The 21,286-nt window shown below is 67.6% G+C and carries 23 protein-coding genes and 1 tRNA gene; 2 read left to right on the top strand and 22 right to left on the bottom strand.

The genetic code is table 11. The features are described from left to right. Position 1 precedes the first annotated feature (1 nt). Positions 2-961, bottom strand: coding sequence for a prolyl aminopeptidase (gene pip, locus AB7878_RS03805; protein WP_369493080.1), 960 nt, complete (start codon positions 959-961; stop codon positions 2-4). A 112-nt stretch (positions 962-1,073) separates the two neighbouring features. Then, on the bottom strand, positions 1,074-2,459 hold the full coding sequence (locus AB7878_RS03810; protein ID WP_369493081.1) for a D-2-hydroxyglutarate dehydrogenase: 1,386 nt from the start codon (positions 2,457-2,459) through the stop codon (positions 1,074-1,076). 110 nt (positions 2,460-2,569) lie between these two features. Between AB7878_RS03810 and serA the strand changes: the two genes are divergently transcribed. Then, positions 2,570-3,802, top strand: coding sequence for a phosphoglycerate dehydrogenase (serA, locus tag AB7878_RS03815; RefSeq protein ID WP_369493082.1), 1,233 nt, complete (start codon positions 2,570-2,572; stop codon positions 3,800-3,802). A 44-nt stretch (positions 3,803-3,846) separates the two neighbouring features. Here serA and AB7878_RS03820 read toward each other — a convergent pair whose 3' ends face one another. The 10 genes from AB7878_RS03820 to thrS all read right to left on the bottom strand — a co-directional run bounded on the left by AB7878_RS03820 (position 3,847) and on the right by thrS (position 12,482). Further along, complete coding sequence (locus tag AB7878_RS03820; RefSeq protein WP_369493083.1) at positions 3,847-4,578, bottom strand: hypothetical protein; 732 nt, start codon at positions 4,576-4,578, stop codon at positions 3,847-3,849. Positions 4,579-4,707: 129 nt separating this feature from the next. Continuing rightward, a tRNA-Pro gene (locus AB7878_RS03825) sits at positions 4,708-4,784 on the bottom strand. Between the two features lie 88 nt (positions 4,785-4,872). Further along, the gene (locus AB7878_RS03830) at positions 4,873-5,229 is read right to left on the bottom strand and encodes a MerR family transcriptional regulator (protein ID WP_077481441.1); all 357 of its coding nucleotides are present in this window, start codon (positions 5,227-5,229) and stop codon (positions 4,873-4,875) included. Further along, the gene (gene ihfA, locus AB7878_RS03835; RefSeq protein ID WP_077481444.1) at positions 5,210-5,509 is read right to left on the bottom strand and encodes an integration host factor subunit alpha; all 300 of its coding nucleotides are present in this window, start codon (positions 5,507-5,509) and stop codon (positions 5,210-5,212) included. The genes AB7878_RS03830 and ihfA overlap by 20 nt, the downstream gene beginning before the upstream one ends. A 1-nt stretch (position 5,510) precedes the next feature. Then, on the bottom strand, positions 5,511-7,889 hold the full coding sequence (pheT, locus tag AB7878_RS03840; protein WP_369493084.1) for a phenylalanine--tRNA ligase subunit beta: 2,379 nt from the start codon (positions 7,887-7,889) through the stop codon (positions 5,511-5,513). Positions 7,890-7,907: 18 nt separating this feature from the next. Further along, a complete protein-coding gene (gene pheS / locus AB7878_RS03845; RefSeq protein ID WP_369493085.1) occupies positions 7,908-8,903 on the bottom strand; it encodes a phenylalanine--tRNA ligase subunit alpha in 996 nt (331 codons plus the stop codon). A 263-nt stretch (positions 8,904-9,166) separates the two neighbouring features. Beyond that, positions 9,167-9,526, bottom strand: coding sequence for a 50S ribosomal protein L20 (gene rplT, locus AB7878_RS03850; RefSeq protein WP_026635108.1), 360 nt, complete (start codon positions 9,524-9,526; stop codon positions 9,167-9,169). Positions 9,527-9,543: 17 nt separating this feature from the next. Beyond that, complete coding sequence (rpmI, locus tag AB7878_RS03855) at positions 9,544-9,741, bottom strand: 50S ribosomal protein L35 (protein WP_019467379.1); 198 nt, start codon at positions 9,739-9,741, stop codon at positions 9,544-9,546. 267 nt (positions 9,742-10,008) lie between these two features. Next, on the bottom strand, positions 10,009-10,536 hold the full coding sequence (infC, locus tag AB7878_RS03860) for a translation initiation factor IF-3 (protein WP_369495714.1): 528 nt from the start codon (positions 10,534-10,536) through the stop codon (positions 10,009-10,011). Between the two features lie 44 nt (positions 10,537-10,580). Continuing rightward, a complete protein-coding gene (thrS, locus tag AB7878_RS03865; RefSeq protein ID WP_369493086.1) occupies positions 10,581-12,482 on the bottom strand; it encodes a threonine--tRNA ligase in 1,902 nt (633 codons plus the stop codon). A 316-nt stretch (positions 12,483-12,798) separates the two neighbouring features. Here thrS and AB7878_RS03870 point away from each other — a divergent pair, with 316 nt between their 5' ends. After that, the gene (locus AB7878_RS03870) at positions 12,799-13,809 is read left to right on the top strand and encodes an NAD-dependent epimerase (protein WP_369493087.1); all 1,011 of its coding nucleotides are present in this window, start codon (positions 12,799-12,801) and stop codon (positions 13,807-13,809) included. Between the two features lie 60 nt (positions 13,810-13,869). On the opposite strand, the gene AB7878_RS03875 is transcribed toward AB7878_RS03870, so the two are convergent. The 10 genes from AB7878_RS03875 to moaCB all read right to left on the bottom strand — a co-directional run bounded on the left by AB7878_RS03875 (position 13,870) and on the right by moaCB (position 21,286). Then, positions 13,870-14,319, bottom strand: a complete 450-nt coding sequence (locus AB7878_RS03875) for a CopD family protein (RefSeq protein ID WP_369493088.1) — start codon at positions 14,317-14,319, stop codon at positions 13,870-13,872. A gap of 335 nt (positions 14,320-14,654) precedes the next feature. Then, positions 14,655-15,635 (bottom strand): ABC transporter ATP-binding protein, encoded by a 981-nt coding sequence (locus AB7878_RS03880; RefSeq protein WP_369493089.1) that lies wholly within the window; start codon positions 15,633-15,635, stop codon positions 14,655-14,657. After that, the gene (locus AB7878_RS03885; protein WP_369493090.1) at positions 15,635-16,393 is read right to left on the bottom strand and encodes an ABC transporter permease subunit; all 759 of its coding nucleotides are present in this window, start codon (positions 16,391-16,393) and stop codon (positions 15,635-15,637) included. Before AB7878_RS03885 ends, AB7878_RS03880 begins: the two co-directional genes overlap by 1 nt. After that, on the bottom strand, positions 16,390-17,391 hold the full coding sequence (locus tag AB7878_RS03890) for an extracellular solute-binding protein (RefSeq protein ID WP_369493091.1): 1,002 nt from the start codon (positions 17,389-17,391) through the stop codon (positions 16,390-16,392). Before AB7878_RS03890 ends, AB7878_RS03885 begins: the two co-directional genes overlap by 4 nt. Further along, positions 17,388-17,714: a hypothetical protein gene (locus AB7878_RS03895; RefSeq protein ID WP_369493092.1), complete on the bottom strand. Its 327-nt coding sequence runs from the start codon at positions 17,712-17,714 to the stop codon at positions 17,388-17,390. Before AB7878_RS03895 ends, AB7878_RS03890 begins: the two co-directional genes overlap by 4 nt. Continuing rightward, positions 17,711-18,283 carry a molybdenum cofactor guanylyltransferase gene (gene mobA / locus AB7878_RS03900; RefSeq protein ID WP_369493093.1) on the bottom strand — a complete coding sequence of 191 codons (573 nt, stop codon included), beginning with the start codon at positions 18,281-18,283 and terminating at the stop codon, positions 17,711-17,713. The genes AB7878_RS03895 and mobA overlap by 4 nt, the downstream gene beginning before the upstream one ends. After that, on the bottom strand, positions 18,267-18,767 hold the full coding sequence (locus tag AB7878_RS03905; protein WP_369493094.1) for a molybdenum cofactor biosynthesis protein MoaE: 501 nt from the start codon (positions 18,765-18,767) through the stop codon (positions 18,267-18,269). Before AB7878_RS03905 ends, mobA begins: the two co-directional genes overlap by 17 nt. A 1-nt stretch (position 18,768) precedes the next feature. After that, on the bottom strand, positions 18,769-19,029 hold the full coding sequence (locus tag AB7878_RS03910; protein ID WP_369493095.1) for a MoaD/ThiS family protein: 261 nt from the start codon (positions 19,027-19,029) through the stop codon (positions 18,769-18,771). After that, positions 19,026-20,267, bottom strand: a complete 1,242-nt coding sequence (locus AB7878_RS03915; RefSeq protein WP_439653818.1) for a molybdopterin molybdotransferase MoeA — start codon at positions 20,265-20,267, stop codon at positions 19,026-19,028. The genes AB7878_RS03910 and AB7878_RS03915 overlap by 4 nt, the downstream gene beginning before the upstream one ends. An 8-nt stretch (positions 20,268-20,275) precedes the next feature. Next, complete coding sequence (gene moaCB / locus AB7878_RS03920; protein ID WP_369493097.1) at positions 20,276-21,286, bottom strand: bifunctional molybdenum cofactor biosynthesis protein MoaC/MoaB; 1,011 nt, start codon at positions 21,284-21,286, stop codon at positions 20,276-20,278.

A 21,286-nucleotide genomic window follows, 5' to 3' on the forward strand; every position in this document is an offset into this window, starting at 1 on the left:
CTCAGCCCCGACCGAAGCGGTCGGTGGCCTCGATCAACTCATGGATGTTGCCCGGCTCGAACGCCGAGTGCCCCGCGTCCTGCACGATGCGCAGGTCCGCTTCCGGCCAGGCGCGATGCAGATCCCAGGCGCTGCGGATCGGGCAGACCACGTCGTAGCGGCCTTGCACGATCACGGCCGGGATCTTGCGGATGCGCTCCACGTTGCGCAGCAACTGGTCCTCGTGGGCGAAGAAGCCGCCGTTGACGAAGTAGTGGCATTCGATGCGCGCGAAGGCCAGCGCGAATTCGTCCTCGTCGTGCGAGCCGATGCTGGCCGAGTCCTGGTACAGGTAACTGGTGGAGCCCTCCCACACCGACCAGGCGCGCGCCGCGGCCACGCGCACCGCCGGGTCGTCGCTGGTGAGGCGGCGGTGGTAGGCGCTCATCAGGTCGCCGCGCTCCACTTCGGGGATCGCCGCGAGATAGGTTTCCCACGCGTCCGGATACAGCGCGTCGCAGCCCTTCTGGTAGAACCACTCCAGTTCCCAGCGGCGCAACATGAAGATGCCGCGCAGCACCAGCTCGGTGACCTTGTCCGGGTGCGTCTGCGCGTAGGACAGCGCCAGCGTGGAGCCCCAGGAACCGCCGAACACCTGCCAGCGGGCGATGCCCAGGTGCTCGCGCACGCGCTCGATGTCAGCCACCAGGTCCCAGGTGGTGTTCTCGCGCAGTTCCGCGTGCGGCGTGGACTGGCCGCAACCGCGCTGGTCGAACAGCACGATGCGGTACACCGCCGGATCGAAGAAACGCCGGCACTTCGGGTTGGTGCCGCCGCCCGGGCCGCCGTGCAGGAACACCACCGGCTTGCCGTCCGGGTTGCCGCACTGCTCGTAGTACAGCGTGTGCAGCTCCGAGACCTTGAGCATGCCGCGGTCGTAGGGCTCGATCTCGGGGTACAGCATGCGGCGCGGCTCGGCCATGGCGATTCTCGTTGGATGGCGGGGAAGCGCAAGGCTAGGTGTTTGAGTGCCGGAAACGCAACCGACCGTGCCGCTCGGGCATGTCGGGATGAATCCCGACCCACCATTGCGGTCAGTTCTCGAACAGCTTGCCCGGATTGAGGATGCCGTTCGGATCGAACACCTTGCGCACGCCGCGCATCAGCGCGATCTCCGCGGCGCTGCGGGTGCTGTCGAGGTAGGGCCGCTTGACCAGGCCGATGCCGTGCTCGGCCGAAATGCTGCCGCCGTGTTCCTTCAGCGTGACGGCGAGCAGTTTCGTCACGTGCTCGCACTGGGCGATGAAATCCGCGTCCGCCATGCCAGCGGGCTTCAGCACGTTGATGTGCAGGTTGCCGTCGCCGATGTGACCGAACCACACCACCTCGATGTGCGGGTACTCGCGCGCCAGCAGCGCCTGCATCGCGTGCAGGAAGGCCGGCACCGCGCCAATGCGCACCGAGACGTCGTTCTTGTACGGCTTGTGCGGCGCCAGGCTCTCGGTGATGCCTTCGCGCAGCCGCCACAGCGCAGCGGCCTGCGCCTCGCTCTGCGCGATCGTGCCGTCGACGATCCAGCCCTGCTCCATGCCTTCGCCCAGCACCGCCAGCGCAGCGTCCTGCGCGGCCTCGTCCTGCGCGTCGAACTCGGTCACCACGTAGTACGGATGCTCGCCATCCAGCGCGCGCTGAGCACCGTGCGCCAGCACGTGCTTAAGCGCCACGTCGGTGAAGAATTCGAAGGCCTGCAGCGCGAGCTTCGCACGGAACAGGCCGAACACCGAAAGCACCGCGTCCATGTCCGGCAGCGCCAGCAACATGGTTTGCGCGAGCGGCGGCGGATCGGTGAGCTTGAGCGTGGCTTCCACCACGACGCCCAGCGTGCCTTCCGAACCGATCATCAGCTGGCGGAAGTCGTAGCCGCTGGAGTTCTTCACCAGCGCGCGGTTCAAATCCAACAGTTCGCCATTGCCGGCCACCACCTTGAGCCCGGCGATCCATTCGCGGGTGTTGCCGTAGCGGATCACCCGGATGCCGCCGGCATTGGTGGCGATGTTGCCGCCGATCGAGCAGGAACCGCGCGCGGCGAAATCCACCGGATAGATCAGCCCGTGTTCGCGTGCCGCAGCATGCACGGCTTCCAGCGGCATGCCGGGCTGCACGGTGAGCGTGCGGTCGGCCGCGTCGAAGCCGAGCACGCGGTTCATCCGCTCCAGGCTCAGCACCAGCTCGCCGTTCGCCGCCACCGCGCCGCCGGAAAGCCCGGTGCGGCCGCCCGAAGGCACGATGGCCACGCCATGCTCGTTGGCCCAGCGCACGATGCCCTGCACTTCCTCCACCGTGGCCGGCAGCGCGATCGCCAGCGGTGCGGGCGTCCAGCGACGGGTCCAGTCGCGGCCGTAGTGTTCGAGGTCGCCGGCCGCAGTGAGCAGGCGCAAGTCGGGCAGTCGGCGGACGAGGTCGTCCAGGGGGGCGCTCATGTCGTCTCCAGCGGGCTTATATCCATGGCGTCGTTTGGACGTCCAAACATTATGTGCTGCAACGCCGCAATTCTGGCATAGTAGCAGCTCCTTTCCACCACGGAACCGCCATGAAGACCTCGTTTCCCCGGCAAGACATCAAGGTGCTGCTGCTGGAGGGCGTGAGTCGCACCGCGGTGGAAGTGTTCGAGCGCGCCGGCTACACGAATATCGAATACCACCAGAAGTCGCTGCCCGAGGCGACCCTGCTGGAACGCGTCGCCGACGCCCACATCGTGGGCCTGCGCTCGCGCACCCAGCTCACCGGCGAGGTGTTGCGCCATGCCCGCAAGCTGATCGCCGCCGGCTGCTTCTGCATCGGCACCAACCAGGTCGACCTGCCCGAGGCCGAGCGGCTGGGCATCCCGGTGTTCAACGCGCCCTACTCCAACACCCGCAGCGTGGCCGAGCTGGTGATCGCCGAGGCCATCATGCTGCTGCGCGGCATCCCGCAGCGGAACGCGCAGTGCCATCGCGGCGGCTGGAGCAAGTCCGCCACGGGCAGCTTCGAGGCGCGCGGCAAGGTGCTGGGCGTGATCGGCTACGGCCACATTGGCACCCAGGTGGGCGTGCTGGCCGAGGGCCTGGGCATGCAGGTGATCTTCCACGACGTGGAGACCAAGCTGTCGCTGGGCAACGCGCATGCCGCCGCCAGTCTGCACGACCTGCTGCAACGCGCCGACGTGGTGACCCTGCACGTGCCGGAAACCCCGGCCACCAAGCTGATGTTCGGCGCGAAGGAGATCGCCGCGATGCGCCAGGGCGCGGTGCTGATCAACGCCTCGCGCGGCAGCGTGGTCGACATCGAGGCGCTGGCTGCGGCGCTGCGCGAAGGCCATCTCGCCGGCGCCGCGGTGGACGTGTTCCCGGTCGAGCCCAAGGGCAACGACGACCCGTTCGTGTCGCCGCTGGTGGGCCTGGACAGCGTGATCCTCACCCCGCACATCGGCGGCAGCACGCTGGAGGCGCAGGACAACATCGGCATCGAGGTGGCCAGCAAACTGGTGCGCTACAGCGACAATGGTTCCACCCTGTCGGCGGTGAATTTCCCCGAGGTGTCGCTGCCCGGGCACCCGAAGAGCCGCCGCCTGCTGCACATCCACAAGAACGTGCCCGGCGTGCTGTCGCGCATCAACGAGCTGTTCTCCGCCGGCAACATCAACATCGACGCGCAGTTCCTGCAGACCGACGCAGAACTGGGCTACGTGGTGATCGACGTGGCCGCCGACGAGGCGCAGTCGAACGAACTCCGCGACAAGCTGGCGGCGATCCCCGGCACGCTGCGCAGCCGCGTGCTGTACTGAGCGATAGCGGCGCGCCGCATGGCGCGCCGCAGTGCTTCCGCCGCTCAGCCCCGCGTGCGGCGTGGCGCCTTCGCGGCCGGTTTGCGCGCAGCCGTTTTCGCCGCCGGCTTCTTCGCGACGGCCTTCTTCGGCGCAGCCGCCGCACGCTTGCCCATGCCGGCGCCACGCGCGGCGCGGCGCCGCTCCACCTCATGTTCCTCGCGGAACGCGGCGGCGTAGGACTTCAGCTCGGCCTTGAGCTTCGCGCCCAGCCCGGGCGTCTGGTCGAGGTGTTGCTCCATCCGCTGCAGCAGGTCGTAATCGTGGTAGTCGCGGTAGGGCTTGAGGTCGAGGTCGGCCGGCACCTTCTGCAGGCGTTCGTCGCCCACGGACTTCACGTACTTCTGCATGAAACGGTCGTAGGCCTTCCAGGTGACGCGCTGCGCGTTCACCGCAGCCTCCTCGGCGCGCGTGGCGATCTGGTGCGCGTGCAGGTAGTGCAGGTCGAGCTGGTCGATCAGGGTCTTCTCCACTTCCTCGTGCAGGATCAAGAAGCGGTCCACCTCGACCGTGCGACCACGGAAGCTGAAGCTCTTCGGCAGGTGGCGATCGATGTAGATGGTCTTGCCGTCCTGGCTGTAGCCGGCGAGGTAGGGAATGTCGTGCGCGCGATCGAGCTTCTTCACGCGGCGCAGAATCGCATCCAGCGCGCGGTCCAGCATCAGCGCGGAGACGTACCAGTCGGGCGCCTTGAGTTTCTCGTGCGGCGCATTCGGGTGGCAGCTGTTCGACGACATGCGGCATCTCCTGGCGTGGGCAAACCCGATGCGCGCAGCCTAGCGTTCCGGCGATGCAATTTCCTGCGCTCCCGCGAGGCGCACAAACGCAAACGGCGCCCGCGGGCGCCGTCGATGTTTCCAGTTTGATGGTCGGGGCGGCCGGATTCGAACCGACGACCCTTTGCCCCCCAGGCAAATGCGCTACCAGGCTGCGCTACGCCCCGACTTGGACTGGAAAGGCGGCAACGTGGCCGCCTTCTGCGCTTCGCGATCATGCGATCGTGAAGCGCAAACTATAACAGAGGAATGCGCTCAGCGGCGCAGCAGGGCGAGGACTTCCTCCAGCTCCAGCCGCACCTGGTGCACGATCTGGTGCGACATGCTCGCCTCCACTCGCGCCTGCGGGCCTTCCAGCCGCGCGCGGGCGCCGGTGATGGTGAAGCCCTCGTCGTACAGCAGCGCGCGGATCTGGCGGATCATCAGCACGTCGTGGCGCTGGTAGTAGCGCCGGTTGCCGCGGCGCTTCACCGGGTTCAGCGCGGGGAACTCCTGTTCCCAGTAACGCAGCACGTGCGGCTTCACCCCGCAAAGCTCGCCCACTTCACCGATGGTGAAGTAGCGCTTGGCCGGGATGGCGGGCAGTTCGGTGTTATTCCCTTGGTCCAGCATAGCCCTCGACTCGCACCTTGAGTTTCTGCCCTGGCCGGAACGTCACCACCCGCCGCGCCGAGATCGGAATCTCCTCGCCGGTCTTGGGGTTGCGTCCTGGCCGCTGGTTCTTTTCGCGCAGGTCGAAATTGCCGAAACCCGACAACTTCACCTGCTCCCCTCTTTCCAGTGCTTCGCGAACGACCTCGAAACAGGCGTCCACGAATTCCTTGGCTTCACGTTTGTTGAGGCCCACGTCCAAGAAAAGCCGCTCGGCCATATCCGCCTTGGTCAGCGCCATCTCATCCTCGCAACTTAGCCTGGCATGTCTGTTCCAGTGCGGCGATGGCCTGCCGCACGCAACGGTCTGCGTCGTCGTCGACAAGGGTGCGGGAAGCATCCTGCAAAATCAAGCCCATAGCGAGACTTTTTCGGCCCGCTTCGACCCCCTTGCCGCTGTAGCGGTCGAACAGCCGCAGCTCCTTCAGCACGCCGCCGAGCGTGCCGCGGACGACCTCGCCGATCCGTGACCAGGTGACGTCTTCCGGCACTTCGACGGCGATATCGCGGCGCACCGAGGGAAAGCGGGCCACCGGTTGTGCCTTGGGCAGGCGGCGCGCCAGCAGTGGATCCAGCGCCAACTCCAGCACGTGCACGTCCGGCCCCAGATCCAGCGCCTTGGCCAGCTGCGGGTGCAGGGCGCCGAGATATCCTGCCGTCTCGCCGTCGCGCGAGATGCGCGCACCACGGCCCGGATGCAACCAGCCCGGCAGGCCGTCGGCATGCACCGCCCAGCGTTCCGGCTCGCCGCCCCAGGCCAGCAAGGCATCCAGGTCGCCCTTGAGATCGAAGAAATCCAGCGCACGGGACGGCTCGCCCCACTGCTCGGCACGGGCAGTACCGCAGGCGGCAATGGCCAGGCTGGGGGTTTCGATCGGTGGATTACCCTCCGCAAACACGCGCGCCACTTCGAATAGCCGTACCCGCTCCTGCTGGCGCGCACGATTGTGGCGCAACGCCTCGACCAAGCCCGGCAGCAGCGAGGGGCGCATCACCGCGAGGTCGGCCGACAACGGATTGGCCAACGGCACACCCTGCCCGGCCAGCCCCCATTGGGCCAGCAGCTCGTTGGCGACGAAGGAAAGGTTCACCGCCTCGAAGTAGCCCTGCGCGGCCAACTGCTCACGCAGGGCCAGTTCGCCGATACGCGCCTCGGGCTCGGCCGCCAGCGCCAGCGCGCCGGCGGGCGTGGCGGTGGGGATGTTGTCGTAGCCGAAGATACGGGCGACTTCCTCGATCAGATCTTCCTCGCGCTCGATGTCGAAACGGCTGCTGGGCGCGGTGATCCGCCAGCCATCGACCTGCGGCTCCACCTTCATGCCCAGCGCGGTGAAGATGCGCGCCACTTCGGCATCGGCCACGTCCACGCCCAGCACGCGCGCAAGGCGCGCGCGACGCAGCGTCACCGGCACCGATTGCGGCAGGTCGGCGGGGTTTTCCGCCACCAGCAACGGGCCGGCCTGGCCGCCGGCGATGGCAAGCAGCAGCTCGGTGGCGCGCTCCAGCGCTCGGCGCGGCAGCTCGGGGTCGACGCCGCGCTCGAAGCGGTGCGAGGCGTCGGTGTGCAGGCCAAGCTTGCGTGCGCGACCCATGATCGCGGCTGGCGCGAAGTGCGCGGCCTCAAAGAAGATGTTGCGCGTGGCGTCGGTGACTCGCGAATCGAAGCCGCCCATCACGCCGGCCACCGCCAGCGCCTTCTTCTCGTCGGCGATCAGCACGAAGCCGGTATCCAGCGTCGCCTCGCTGCCGTCCAGCAACTTGAGCGTCTCGCCTGCGTGTGCATGGCGCACCACGACATCGCCTTCGAGCTGGTCGTTGTCGAAGGCGTGCATGGGCTGGCCCAGTTCCAGCATCACGTAGTTGGTGACATCCACCACCGCGCTGATCGGGCGCAAGCCCGCGCGGCGCAGGCGCTCGGCCAGCCACAGCGGCGTACGCGCCGTAGCGTCGATGCCCTCGACGACGCGGCCGAGGTAGCGCGGCGCGTCCTTGCCGGCTTCGAGACGAATGCCGCGGCGGGCCTGACTCGTCACCGGCGCCGGCGCCTGCTCGCCGGTCTTCACGCGGCTGCCGAACAAGGCGGCCACGTCGTGCGCAAGCCCGTAGAGCCCGAGGCAATCCGGGCGGTTCGGCGTGAGCTTCAGCTCGATGCTGGCATCGGGCAGACCCAAGTAATCGGCCAGCGGCTTACCCACCGGCGCATCGGCCGGCAGCTCCAGCAAGCCCGAAGCGTCAGCGTCGATGCCGAGTTCCTTCGCCGAGCACAGCATGCCGAACGACTCCACACCGCGTAGTTTCGCCGCCTTGATCGCGATGCCGCCAGGCAGTGTCGCGCCCACCGTGGCCAGCGGCACCTTGATGCCCACGCGCGCATTCGGCGCGCCGCAGACGATCTGCAACGGCTCGCCCTGCCCTGCGTCGACCTTGCACACCTGCAGGCGGTCAGCTTCGGGATGCTTTTCGGCACCGACGATCTCGGCCACCACCACACCGCCCAGGCCTTCGCCCAGCGGCGTGAGTTCTTCCACTTCCAGCCCGGCCATGGTCAGCGCGTGGGCCAGCTGGGTGCGGTCGGCCTGCACGTCGACCAGCTCTCGCAGCCAGTTCTCGGAGAATTTCATCGTGTATTCCCTGCCGGTTTACGCGAACTGCTTGAGGAAGCGCAGGTCGTTCTCGAAGAACGCGCGCAGGTCGGTGACGCCGTAGCGCAGCATCGCGAAGCGCTCCACGCCGAGGCCGAAGGCGAAGCCGGTGTAGCGCTCCGGATCGATGCCGCAGTTCGCCAGCACGTTCGGATGCACCATGCCGCAGCCCAGCACTTCCAGCCAGCGCGACTCGCCGTCCTTCGTTTCCCAGCGGATGTCCACCTCGGCCGAGGGCTCGGTGAAGGGGAAGTAGCTGGGGCGGAAGCGCATCTCGAAGTCGCGCTCGAAGAACGCGCGGATGAACTCCGCCAGCGTGCCCTTGAGGTCGGCGAAGCTGGAGGTTTCGTCGACCAGCAAGCCTTCGATCTGGTGGAACATCGGCGAGTGGGTCTGGTCCGAATCGCTGCGGTAGACCTTGCCGGGCGCGATGATGCGGATCGGCGGCTGCCGCCCCTTCATCGCACGGATCTGCACCGGCGAGGTATGCGTGCGCAGCAGGCGGCCGTCGCCGAAGTAGAAGGTGTCGTGCATCGCACGCGCCGGGTGGTGCGGCGGGAAGTTCAGCGCCTCGAAGTTGTGCCAGTCGTCCTCGATCTCCGGGCCATCGGCACGCTGGTAGCCCAGCCGCGCGAAGATCGCGGCGATGCGCTCCAGCGCGCGGGTGATCGGGTGGATGCCACCACGCTCGCCATCGCGACCGGGCAGCGAGATGTCGATGGTCTCCGAGGCGAGCCGGCGGTCCAGCTCGGCCTGCTCCAGCACCGCCTTGCGCGCGGTCAGCGCGTCGGCAAGGCGCTCCTTGACGCGGTTCACTTCGGCGCCACGCGCCTTGCGCTCGTCCGGCGCCAGCGCGCCCAGCGACTTCAACGCGGCGGTAACGATGCCGTTCTTGCCGAGCAGGCCCACGCGCAGGGATTCGAGCGCGTCCAGCGTATCGGCCTTGTCGATTTCGGCCTGCGCTTGCGCGGCGCGGCTTTCCAGATCGTCCATCGATGCGGTCTCGCTTTGCTCCCTCTCCCCTGCGGGGAGAGGGCTGGGGTGAGGGGCGACTCTTGCGCCAACGCCATGTTCGAAGCGGGCTTCGATGAAGTTCGGGGCAAGCCTTGCCCCCTCACCTCAATCCTCTCCCCCTGGTTTGAAACAAGAATGGGGGAGAGGAGGCAAACGCAAAAAGCGCGCTACCAAAACAAAGCGGGGAGAAGGCGTTGGCCTTCTCCCCGCTTGATTCACATCATATCGTCAGTGAGCGACGATCAAGCGGCCAGACTGGCCTTCGCCTTTTCCGCGATGGCGCCAAACGCCTTGATGTCGTGCACGGCGATGTCCGCCAGCACCTTGCGGTCGACCGTGATGCCGGCCTTCGACAGGCCGTTGATCAGGCGGCTGTAGGACAGGCCGAACTGACGGGCCGCGGCATTGATGCGCACGATCCACAGGGCGCGGAACTGGCGCTTCTTCTGCTTGCGGCCGATATAGGCGTACTGGCCAGCCTTGATGACGGCCTGGTTCGCTACGCGGAACACCTTGCGGCGGGCGTTGTAATAGCCCTTCGCGCGGCCGATGATCTTCTTGTGACGACGACGGGCGGTAACGCCACGCTTTACACGAGCCATGGTCTAGTCCTCCCGTCTCAGAGATACGGCAACATGCGAGCCACACCCTTGGTGTCGCACGCCTTGACGTGGTTGGTGGCGCGCAGGTTGCGCTTACGCTTGGTCGACTTCTTGGTCAGGATGTGCGACTTGAAGGCGTGACCGGCCTTGAACTTGCCGGAAGCGGTCTTGCGAAAACGCTTCGCCGCCGCCCGGTTGGTCTTGATCTTGGGCATGGTGATGCTCCTTGATGAGGCTGCGCTCTCTGCAAGAGCAGCCCGGTTTCTGACTGATTCGGCGGCGACCGCAAGGCCGCGCTTTCCATCCTGCCGACATCGGTGCACGACCCTTCCTGGCGGGTCGAACGGACGATTATACGGGGGATGCGGGGCCGACGCCAGCCCGTGCCCACTCCCTCTCCCCGGCGGGGTGAAGGAGGCGGACGATGCCGGGCGGGTTCGATCCGCACGAGCGATACGGCAGCCGGAAGGCCACCGTTCGCTTCACTGCTTCTTCTTGGGGCCGATCATCATGACCATCTGGCGGCCTTCCAGGCGCGGGAAGGACTCGATCTGGCCGTTCTCGCCCACGTCTTCCTGGATGCGCTTGGCCAGGCTCTGGCCGAGATCCTGGTGCGACATCTCGCGGCCGCGGAAACGGATGGTGACCTTGACCTTGTCGCCCTCTTCCAGGAAGCGAAGCATGTTGCGCAGCTTGATCTGGTAGTCGCCCACGTCCGTGACCGGACGAAACTTCACTTCCTTGATCTCGACCTGCTTCTGCTTCTTCTTGGCGGCCTGCGCCTTCTTCTGGGCTTCGAACTTGAACTTGCCGTAGTCCATGATGCGGCAGACCGGCGGGTCGCCGTTCGGCTGGATCTCGACCAGGTCCATCCCCGCTTCCTGCGCCAGTGCCAGCGCCTCGTCGCGGGTGAGGATGCCCAGCTGCTCAGCATCGGCGCCGATCACGCGTACGCGTGGAACGCGGATTTCCAGGTTGCGGCGATTACCCTTGTTGTCGGTGGTAGCGATACCACGATCCTCCAGAAGAAGTGATGAAAATGACCGTCCGGCACTCAGCGCCGGGTTTCGGTCACCAGACGCTCGATGAAGTCGGCCAGCGGCATGCTGCCCAGATCCTCGCCCGAACGGGTACGCACGGAAACGGTCCCCGCTTCCTTCTCGCGGTCACCGACCACCAGAAGATAAGGGATTTTCTGCAACGTATGTTCACGGATTTTATAGCCGACCTTCTCGTTGCGCAAATCGGCCTCCACCCGGAAGCCTTTGCCGACAAGGGCTTGCGCCACCTCGCTGGCGTATCCGGCCTGGGCATCGGTAATGCTGAACACCACCGCCTGCACCGGCGCCAGCCAGGCCGGCAGCAGGCCGGCGTGGTGCTCGATCAGGATGCCGATGAAACGCTCCATCGAGCCCACGATGGCCCGATGCAGCATCACCGGATGCTGTTTCTGCGAGTTTTCGTCCACGTACTCGGCATCCAGGCGCTCGGGCATCATGAAATCCACCTGCATGGTGCCGACCTGCCAGGCGCGACCGATCGAGTCCTTGAGGTGATACTCGATCTTGGGCGCATAGAACGCGCCCTCGCCCGGCAATTCCTCCCATTCCACGTCAGCGGCACGCAAGGCACGACGCAGCATTTCCTCGGTGCGGTCCCAGAACTCGTCCGAACCGATGCGCTTGTCCGGCCGCAATGCGAGCTTGATCGCCAGATCGGTGAAACCGAAATCGGCGTAGACCTTCATCGCCTGCAGGTGGAATGCGGTGACCTCCGCCTCGACCTGGTCCGGCGTGCAGAAGATGTGGCCGTCGTCCTGGGTGAATGCGCGCACGCGCATGATGCCGTGCAGCGCGCCGGACGGCTCGTTGCGGTGGCAGCCGCCGAACTCGCCGTAGCGGATCGGCAGCTCGCGGTAGCTGTGCAGGCCGGTGTTGAACACCTGCACGTGGCCCGGGCAGTTCATCGGCTTCAGCGCGAAGGTGTGCTTCTCCGACTCGGTGAAGAACATGTTCTCCGCGTAGTTGTCCCAGTGGCCGGACTTCTTCCACAGCGACACGTCCAGCACCATCGGGCAGCGCACTTCCTGGTAGCCGCTGCGCTTGTACACGCCGCGCATGTACTGCTCCACCGCCTGCCAGATCGCCCAGCCGCGCGGGTGCCAGAACACCATGCCCGGGCTTTCCTCCTGCTGGTGGAACAGGTCCAGCGCCTTGCCGATCTTGCGATGGTCGCGCTTCTCGGCCTCTTCCAGCTGATGCAGCCAGGCCTTCAGATCCTTGTCGTTCAACCACGCCGTGCCGTAGATGCGGGTCAGCATCGCGTTGTTGCTGTCGCCGCGCCAATAGGCACCGGCCACCTTCATCAGCTTGAACGCGCGCAGCTTGCCGGTGTTCGGCACATGCGGGCCACGGCACAGGTCGGTGAACTCGCCCTGCGTGTACAGCGACAGTTCCTCGTTGGCCGGGATGGATTCGATGATCTCGGCCTTGTAGCTCTCGCCGATGCCGCGGAAGAACGCCACCGCCTCGTCGCGCGACTTCACGCTGCGCGCGAGCGGCAACGCCTCCTTGACGATCTTCTCCATCTCCGCCTCGATCTTCGGCAGGTCCTCGGGCGTGAACGGGCGCTCGTAGGCGAAGTCGTAGTAGAAACCGTTGTCGATCACCGGGCCGATCGTGACCTGCGCGCCCGGATACAGCCGCTGCACCGCCTGCGCCAGCAAGTGCGCGGTGGAATGGCGCAGGATCTCCAGCGCCTCGGGGCTCTTCTCGGTGACGATCTCGAGGCGGGCGTCGTGTTCGATGGGGAAGCTGGCATCCACCAGCTTGCCGTCCACCTTGCCGGCGAGGGTGGCCTTGGCCAGGCCGGCGCCGATGGAGGCGGCCACGTCCTGCACGGACACCGGGTGGTCGAACGGGCGCTTGCTGCCGTCGGGTAGCGTGATCTCGATCATGTTCATTCCTGCCGCGCCGTCGCGGTGGACGTCGCTATTTCTGAGAAGTCCGGCCATGGACGGCCGGTTTTGCCGTTGTCCGCCCGGATGGCGGACAAAAACAAAGGCGCTTGAGCGCCTTCGTGGAGCACAAGGCGGAAGAGCCGTCAGCGGTGATTACGGGTAGTTGCCATGTCGCACGCTCGGCCGGCGCGTTGGCGCGGGCCACCTTGTCTCTGGAATGACGGCGAAACGCTAGTTTAGCCCATCGCGTGCTGTCAATTCAGCGCCCCGCCGTCGACAATAGGAAGGCCCCATCGCCACCAAGGCCTTGCCCATGCGCATCCTCGTCACCGGCACCGCCGGCTTCATCGGCGCCGCCCTGGCCGAACGCCTGCTGGCGCGCGGCGACGAAGTGCTGGGCATCGACAACCACAACAACTACTACGACCCGGCACTGAAAGAAGCCCGCCTCGCGCGTTTCGTCGGGCACCCCGGCTACATCCACGTGCGCGCCGACCTCGCCGACGCCCCGGCAGTAAACGCCGCCTTCGCGGATTTCAAGCCGCAGCGGGTGGCGAATCTGGCCGCGCAAGCCGGCGTGCGCTATTCGCTGAAGAATCCGCAGGCCTACGTGCAGAGCAACCTGGTGGGCTTCGGCAACATCCTCGAAGCCTGCCGCCACGGCGATGTCGAGCACCTGGTCTACGCCTCGTCCAGCTCGGTCTACGGCGCGAACCGCAAGCTGCCGTTCGCGGTGGAGGACGCGGTGGACCACCCGGTCAGCCTGTACGCCGCCACCAAGAAGGCCAACGAGCTGATGGCGCACAGCTACAGCCACCTGTACGGCCTGCCCACCACCGGGCTGCGCTTCTTCACCGTGTACGGGCCATGGGGACGGCCGGACATGTCGCCCATGCTGTTCGCCGACCGCATCAGCCGCGGCGAGGCGATCGACGTGTTCAACCACGGCAACCACAGCCGCGACTTCACCTACGTCGACGACATCGTCGAGGGCGTGATCCGCACGCTCGACCATCCGGCCGCACCCGACCCGGCCTACGACGCGCAGTCGCCGAACCCCGGCAGCTCGAACGCGCCGTACCGCGTCTACAACATCGGCAACGACCAGCCGGTGCAGCTGCTGCGCTTCATCGAGCTGCTGGAGCAGCACCTGGGCCGCACGGTGGCAAAGAACCTGCTGCCCATGCAGCCCGGCGACGTGCCGGACACCTGGGCCGACGTGTCGGCGCTGCGCCGCGACGTGGGCTATGCGCCGAACACCCCGATCGAGGAGGGCGTGGCGCGTTTCGTGGCGTGGTATCGGGACTATTTCCGCCGATCGTAGGAGCGGCTTCAGCCGCGATTCGCGCCGGTCGCGGCTGAAGCCGCTCCTACGCACGACCCATCAGAACGGCTTGGCCAGCACCAGGAAGATCACGCCCAGCAGCAGCGGCACCGGCAACTCGTTGAGCCAGCGCAGCGCCTTCGACGACGGCAGTACACCACCCCGCTCGCAACGCCTGATCATCCGTCCTGCCCACACGAAATACGCCAGCAGCAGAGCCACCAGGGTCAGCTTGGCGTCGATCCAGTGCATGCCCGCCGCCACGTTCGGCAGCTTTGACGGGAACAGTCGCCAGCCCTGCCACAGCACCAGGCCGAACAGGAAGGCGATGCCGAACATGTTGTGGCCGAACTTGTACAGCCGCCGCCCCATCAGCAGCAGCCGTGCCTTCACTGCCGGCTCATCGCCCGCCTCGGCGAGGTTCACGAGGATGCGCGGCAGGTAGAACACGGTGGCCATCCAGGCGATCACGAACAGTACGTGGAAGCTCTTGACCCACAGATAGACCATCGCGACGCTCCGCCCGGAAAAAGAAACGACACGAACCGGAGTTCGCGCCGTTGCATGGTATCTGGTGGGCGGCACAAGGATCGAACTTGTGACCCCTACCATGTCAAAGTCGCGAAAGATCAAGGCAATCAAGACCCAACGCGATCACAAGAACTCATGCTCGACCGCATGGCATCGGACTTTGCGCGAGGTGTCGGGGTCAGTGTGGGGTCAGTCGGAAACCGGCCATCACGGCCACCTTCCTTCTACCCCCTGATAACTTGGCCTGATCGCGACCATCTTCCTTCTCGCCCGCCGATGTCTACATCACTTGGAATCAAGATGATGGTGATGCGTCAGGCTGGCCAGCAGCGAATCGACGACCATGGCAGGCTCAGTCGCACGATCTCGGCCGCATGGCAGGATGACAAGTCGGCCCACAGCCGCGCCTGTCCACAGCGCAGGCCGGCATATTGGCCGTATGCACTCCGTTGCGGCAGTTCGACACCGGCCATGATGGTACCGGCGGGCACGGTGCCCCCGTGCTGCAACCTGATCGCTCCCGGCGCAATGTGCCAATCCACGGCCGTGCCGTCCGCAAGCGTCGTTTTCACGGGCAGCGATACTCCCGCCTCCGGCCATATCAAATGCTGCGAGCCTGCAGTACCCGTTAGCCGGCCACGAAACACATTGCGCAGACCAAGCAGGCGTGCAACAGCACCACTGGCCGGGTGCGCGTGCACGTCCAGTGGCCTGCCCGTCTGCACGATGCGTCGGCCGTGCATCAGCACCAGCCGGTCGGCCATCGCGGCCAGTGCGGGATCATGGCTCACGGCCAACGTGGGGATCCCGACGGCGTGCACTTCGGCGACGAGTTCCGCCAGCACGTCGTCGCGAGTGGCGGGGTCGAGTGCGGAGGTGGGTTCATCCAACAGCAGCAGTTGCGGCCGGCGGGCCAGCGCGCGGGCCAGCGCCACGCGCTGCTGCTGACCACCGGAAAGCTGTGCGGGCCAGCGTTCGGCAAGATCTGCCAAGCCCACGCGCTGCAGCCACGCCATCGCCTCATCGCGGCGGTGCGGGCCGCTGAGCGCAAAGGCCACGTTCTGCCACGCGCGCAGATGCGGAAACAGCGTATGCCCCTGCGGCAGATAACCCACAGCGCGTCGCTGCGGTGGCAGGCCGCCGTAGGGCTCGCCCTGCGCAGGAAGCAACCCGGCGATGGCGCGCAACAGCAGCGACTTGCCCTCGCCGCTGGCGCCCAGCAGCACGGTGAAACCCTCCACCTCGAAACTCGCGGACAGCTCGATGGGCCGCGCGATGCGGTAGTCGATGCGCATCAGGCCAGCCTCCGGCGCACCGCCAGGCCCAGCGCGAGCGGCAACGGCAGCGCCACCAGGAAGAACACCCACAACAACGGATACACGGCGGACAGGCCGATGTCCTGCAGGTTCGTCCACAACTTCACCGGGATGCCCTGCGGGTAATAGGCCACGATCAGCACCACGCCGAATTCGCCCAGCGCACGCACCCAGGCCAGCGCCACCGCGGCGGCCAGGCCCAATTTCGCCAGCGGCAGGCTGACCCGGAAAAAACAGCGCGCGGGCGAGTGGCCCAGGGTCAGCGCGATCTGCTCCAGCTCGCGCGGCACGCTCTCGAAGGCGGCGCGCGCGGCCAGCACGTAGTACGGCAGCGCGGCGTAGAACTGCGCCATCACGAAGGCCGGCGCGGAGTTGGTGAGCACCAGCCCGGCGCGTTCCAACAGGCTGCCGGCGGGGCCGTAGGGGCCGTACATGGCGGCGAGCAAGAGGCCCATCGCCAGCGGCGGCGTGAGCAGGGCCAGCAGCAGCAGCGCGTCGACCAGCCACTGCCCGCGCACGCGATGGCGCGCCAGCCACCAGGCCAGCGGCGTACCCAGCGCCACAATCAAGCCCAGTGCAACAAGGCTCAGCCCCAGCGACACCGCCACCGCGCCACCGTCGCCGTGGGCGAAGCCGAAGTGACGCCAGTCGGTGGCGAGCACCAGCCCCGCGAACGGCGCGGCGAGCAGCAGCAGGGCGAGTGCCGCCAAACCCGCCGCGAATCGCGATCGACTCACAGCGTCTTGCCGTGCGGCGGGTCATAGCCGCGCTCACGCAGCGCCTGCCGCCCGGCTGCGCTCGTGAGCAGTTCCACGAAAGCGCGACCCAGCACTGGCTGTTCCGCGTTCGCCGGCACGGCCGCATAGAACACCAGCGGCTGCGCCTCCAGCTTCTTGCCGCTGAGCAGGGTGAAGCCGGCCTTGGCGTACCAGCTCGCCTGCAGCGCCGGTTGCGCGAGGTCGATCTCGGCGGGCAGGGCAATGGTGGGCAGGTGATGCGAGAACGCCGCGCTGGCGTAGCCGATGGTGGCGTCGATTTGGCCTGCTTCCAGCCGCGACATCAGCGAGGCTTCGGCAAACATCTGCTGCGGGTTCTGCCATTCGCCCGCCACCTCTTGCAGCAGCTTGGGCTGGTGGTAGTAGCGCGCGGCGAGCTGCAGAGTGAGCAGCGCGTTCGCGCCCTGCGGATCGACCGCCGGATCGGTGCGGCCCAGGCGCAGGCCCGGTTCGCGCAACACGTCGTACCAGGCCTTCCTGCCGGCCGCCGCGGCCTGAAAATCCGCCGCGAAACGGCTCTTTGGGCTGTAGACCACCACCATGCGCGTGCTGGCCACCGGCACCGCGTGCACGACCAGGCCGACCTTTTTCAGCACTTCCATCGGCCCCGGCGTGATGCCGACGAAGGCATCGGCAATAAACTGCTTGCCGGCGATCAGCCGCGCCAGCACGTAGGAACCCTGGCCAATGCCCTGGTACTGCGCGCGATGCGCCTTGGCGAAGGCGGGGCCGAGATCCTGATCCATCACCACGCCCATCGAGCCGGCATGGGCCACGCGCACGACAGGTGTTTCGGCGGCCTGCACGGCAAGGGCAAACAGCAGCGGGGCGAGGCCGACGAGCAGGCGCCAGCTCTCCCGAGTTCGGTAGGAGCGCACTCTGTGCGCGATGAGGTCTTTCGTGAAGAACGGCAATCGCGCACAGGGTGCGCTCCTACCGATAGACGGTGGCGCGCTCATGCCCTGCCCTCCTTCATCCGGCGCGCGCTGTCGCGCACGTCGACGTCGAAGGCGACGTCCAGGCCGTCCAGCGCGAACGCGAGGCCATCGCGGCTGGGCAGGCGCGCGGCCAGCGCACGCACCTCGGCTTGCGGCAGTTGCACCCGCCAACCATCGTCCGTTCGCAGCCAGCCGGCGGCTTCGGTCAGCGCCACGCGCTGCACTTCCACGCGGCCATCGGGCCAGCGCATGGCGTTTTCCACCGCCTCGCCGGCCAGCAGCCGCGCCAGTTCCGACTCGTCGATGCGCAGGCGCAGCGACTGTTGCCGTTGTTGCACTCTCATCGGCTCATCTCGTTCCAGAGTTCGGGGGTATTGCAGTCCACGAGTTGCGCCGCCTCGTCCTTCGACAAGGCCAGCGCTTCGGTTTCCATCGCCGCCTGCAGCGCGCGCAGCGAACGCGCGCGCTTCTCCGCCGATTGCGCCAGCGTCTGCAGCAAGGCGCGGCTGGCGGCGTCCAGACGAAAGCGCCACGGCAGCACGTGTTCGGCAAACGCCACGCTGCGCGCCTGACGGCGCTCCGTGCGCAACCGCTGCAACAGCGCGCCGGACAAGCGCGGCATGTCCACCGGGATCACCAGCAGCTCGGCCTCAGCCGTCACGCTGGCTGCCACGCTCATGAGGCCACCGACCGGGCCGAGCTGCGGGGCGAGATCGGCCACGCCGCGATGCGCGGGGCGCTCTCCGCTCACGCGCAGTGCATCGACGCCCGCCGCGCGCAGCGTGGCCAGTTGATGCTCGATCAACGGCTGGCCGTGCCAGTCCAAAAGTGCCTTGTCGCACCCCATGCGGCTGGACTGGCCGCCGGCCAGCAGCACGCCGATGCAGGGGCGATCCTCAGCGATCGTGGCCATGCGCGGCATGCGAATGGGTGTGGGTGAACTGGCGCTCTTCCTCGCACAGCGAGCAGCCTTCGCTCCAGGCGCTGTCGCCGTCCACGTAGTGTTCCTGCTTCCAGATCGGTGACTCGCGTTTCACCGCCTCGATGGCCAGCCGGCAGGCGCGGAAGGCCTCGTCACGGTGCGGCGTACCGGCAGCCACCACCACGGCGAGATCGCCGATGGCGAGATCCCCTTTTGCATGCGCGATCCACAGCTTCAGCGGCGCGCCCACCTCGGCCAGCGCGCGCTCGGCGATGGCGCGAAACTGGTTCAACGCCAGCGGCACGAACAAGTCGTAGCTGATGCCGGTGACGACGCGCCCCACGTTGTGGTCGCGCACCCGGCCGATGAAGCTGGCGATGCCGCCGAAGCGCGGATCGGCCACGAAATCCAGCGCCGCGGCCACGTCCAGCGCGGCCACGCGGCGTTCCACCACGGCGACATGCAAGCCGTCCATTTCAGCCTCCACTAACCGGCGGCAGCACGGCCAGCGCCACGCCGACCGGCACTTCGCGGTGGTTGTGCAGGATTTCCTCGTCGGTGGCGAAAGCGCAGCGCCGCACCAGGCCGGCGGACACCTGCGGCGCTTGCGCAGCCAGGTGCGCGACCAGCAATTCGCGCAGCTCGGCCATCGTGCTTCCGGCGGGTACGTCCAGCTCCACCGCGCCGCTGGCATCGGCCTCGCGCAGCGCGCCGAACAGGGCAATCGATGTCTTCATGCGTGGCTCCCGCCGAAATCAGGGCTGTGCAAATGGCTGGGGCCGTAGACCTCGACCAGACTGCCGGCAGCCAACGTGTTCGCCTCCAGCGGAATCACCGCCCAGGCATTGGCCTCGGTCAGCGAGCGGATGCGGTAGGACTCCTGCCCTTCCAGCACCTGCGCGCTGAGACCGCCTTGCGCATCCATCGCCACGCGCGCCTTGAGGTGAAAGCGCAGGCGCGGCTTCTTCGCGTAGTCGGCGGTCAGCGACACGCGCCAGGGCACTTCGTGCGGCAGGCCAAGCATGGTGCGCAGTGCGGGCTCGACGAAGAAGCGCAGCCCCACCGCCACCGCGATGGGGTTGCCCGGCAGGCCGAAGAACAGCGTGCCGTCGGGCAGGCGCGCGAACAGCAGCGGCTTGCCGGGGCGGATCGCCAGCTTGTGGAAGATCGCGGTGGCGCCGAGTTGCTGCAATGCCTCGGGCACGAAGTCGTAACGGCCCATCGACACCGCGCCGGTGGAAATCACCACGCGCGCACCGGCATCGCGGGCGCGCGCGAAGGCGGCGAGGAAGGCCTCCACCTCGTCGCCCACGGTTTCGCGATGCACCAGCTCGGCGCCCGCGCGCGGCAAAGCCGCGGCGAGATGCGGGCCGTTGGAATTGCGGATCTGCCCCGGCGCGAGCGCGGCGCCGGCCGCGTCCACCAGCTCGCGGCCGGTGCACAGCACGGCCAGGCGCGGACGCGTCGCCACCCGCACTCGCGCCACGCCCAACGCGGCCAGCAGCATCAAGTGATTGGGCGCAAGCAAGATGCCGGCGGCGAGCACGGCCACGCCCTGCGCCACGTCGGAACCGGCGCGGCGCAGGTTGTCGCCCGCCGCCACGGCGGCTTTCAGGCGCACGCGCGGCGGCGCGTCCAGGCGTTCGGTCTGCTCCACCGCGATCACGCGGTCGAGGCCGTCGGGCACGCGCGCGCCGGTCATGATTTCCCAGGCGCCATGCCGCGCACGGCTGGCGCCGTCGCCCGCGGCCTGCTCGCCTTCGATCAGCCACTCGCTGCCGGCCGGCAAGGGCTCGCTGCCGCCGGCGAGCGCGTAGCCGTCCATCGCCGAGTTGTCGAACGGCGGCAAGGCCTCGGGTGCGATCACCGCTTCGGCCAGCACGCGGCCCAGCGCGTCATCCAGCGCGCAGTTCTCGGCGGGCAATGCTGTGCATTCGGCGAGGATCAGCCGCAGCGCGGCTTCGGGAGCCAGCAGTTCGTGGCTCATGCGTGGCCCTCGCCGGCGACCATCGCCAACGCATGCGCGAGGATGGGCGCGAGGATCTCCATGCCTTGCGCCGCCGCCTTGCTGCTGCCGGGCAACGCGATCACCAGCATGGAACCCACCAGCACCGCTTCGGCGCGGCTCAGCCACGCCAGCGGAGTGTGCTGACTGCTTTCGCTGCGGAACATTTCCGCGATGCCGGGCACACGGCGCTCGCCCGCCAGTGCCAGTGCCTCGGGCGTGACATCGCGCGGCGAGAGGCCGGTGCCGCCGGTACACAGCGCGAGGCGGATGCCGGCAGCGGCCAGCTCGCGCAGGCGCGCAGCCAGCGGCGCGGCCACGTCGGCGCGTACTTCGGCCGGGCCAAGTTCGGCGCCCAGCGCGCGCAGGCGTTCCACCAGCAAGGGGCCGGAGACGTCCTCGTAATCGCCGCGGCTGGCGCGGTCGCTGAGCGTGATCACGGCGGCGGGTACGCCGTCCAGCTTCGGCAAGCCGCGCGGGCGGTAGTGCTCGCGCTCGGCATCCGTCATGCCCTCGGGGTGGAACCACAAGCCCTTCTTGCCGCCTTCCTTGAACAGCAGCCGCACGCCGACGATGGCGAGCGCGGGTTCGACCGGTTTGGTGAGGTCGTAGAGCGTGAGCAGGGCCGCGCTGGCGCCCGCGAGCGCTTCCATCTCCACGCCGGTGCGGGCGATGGCGGCGGCCTCGCAATAGATCCGGATCGCGCGCCGTTCGGGCACCGGTACGCAGCGCAGCTCGGCGTATTCCAGGGCCAGCGGATGGCACAGCGGCATCAGTTGCGCGGCGCTTTTCGCGCCTTGCAGGCCGGCCACCTCGGCCATGCCCATGGCGTCACCCTTGGGCAGGCGGCGTTCGACGATGGCCTCGAAGGCGCTGCCGGCGAGAAGTTCACCCACCGCCACGGCGCGCCGTGCGGTGATGCGCTTGTGGCGCACGTCGGCCATGTGGAACGCGGCCTGACGCTCGGGCGCGGTGGCGCGCTCGCTCAT

Source organism: Rhodanobacter humi (assembly GCF_041107455.1).
In the GTDB taxonomy this organism is placed as follows: Bacteria; Pseudomonadota; Gammaproteobacteria; order Xanthomonadales; family Rhodanobacteraceae; genus Rhodanobacter_A.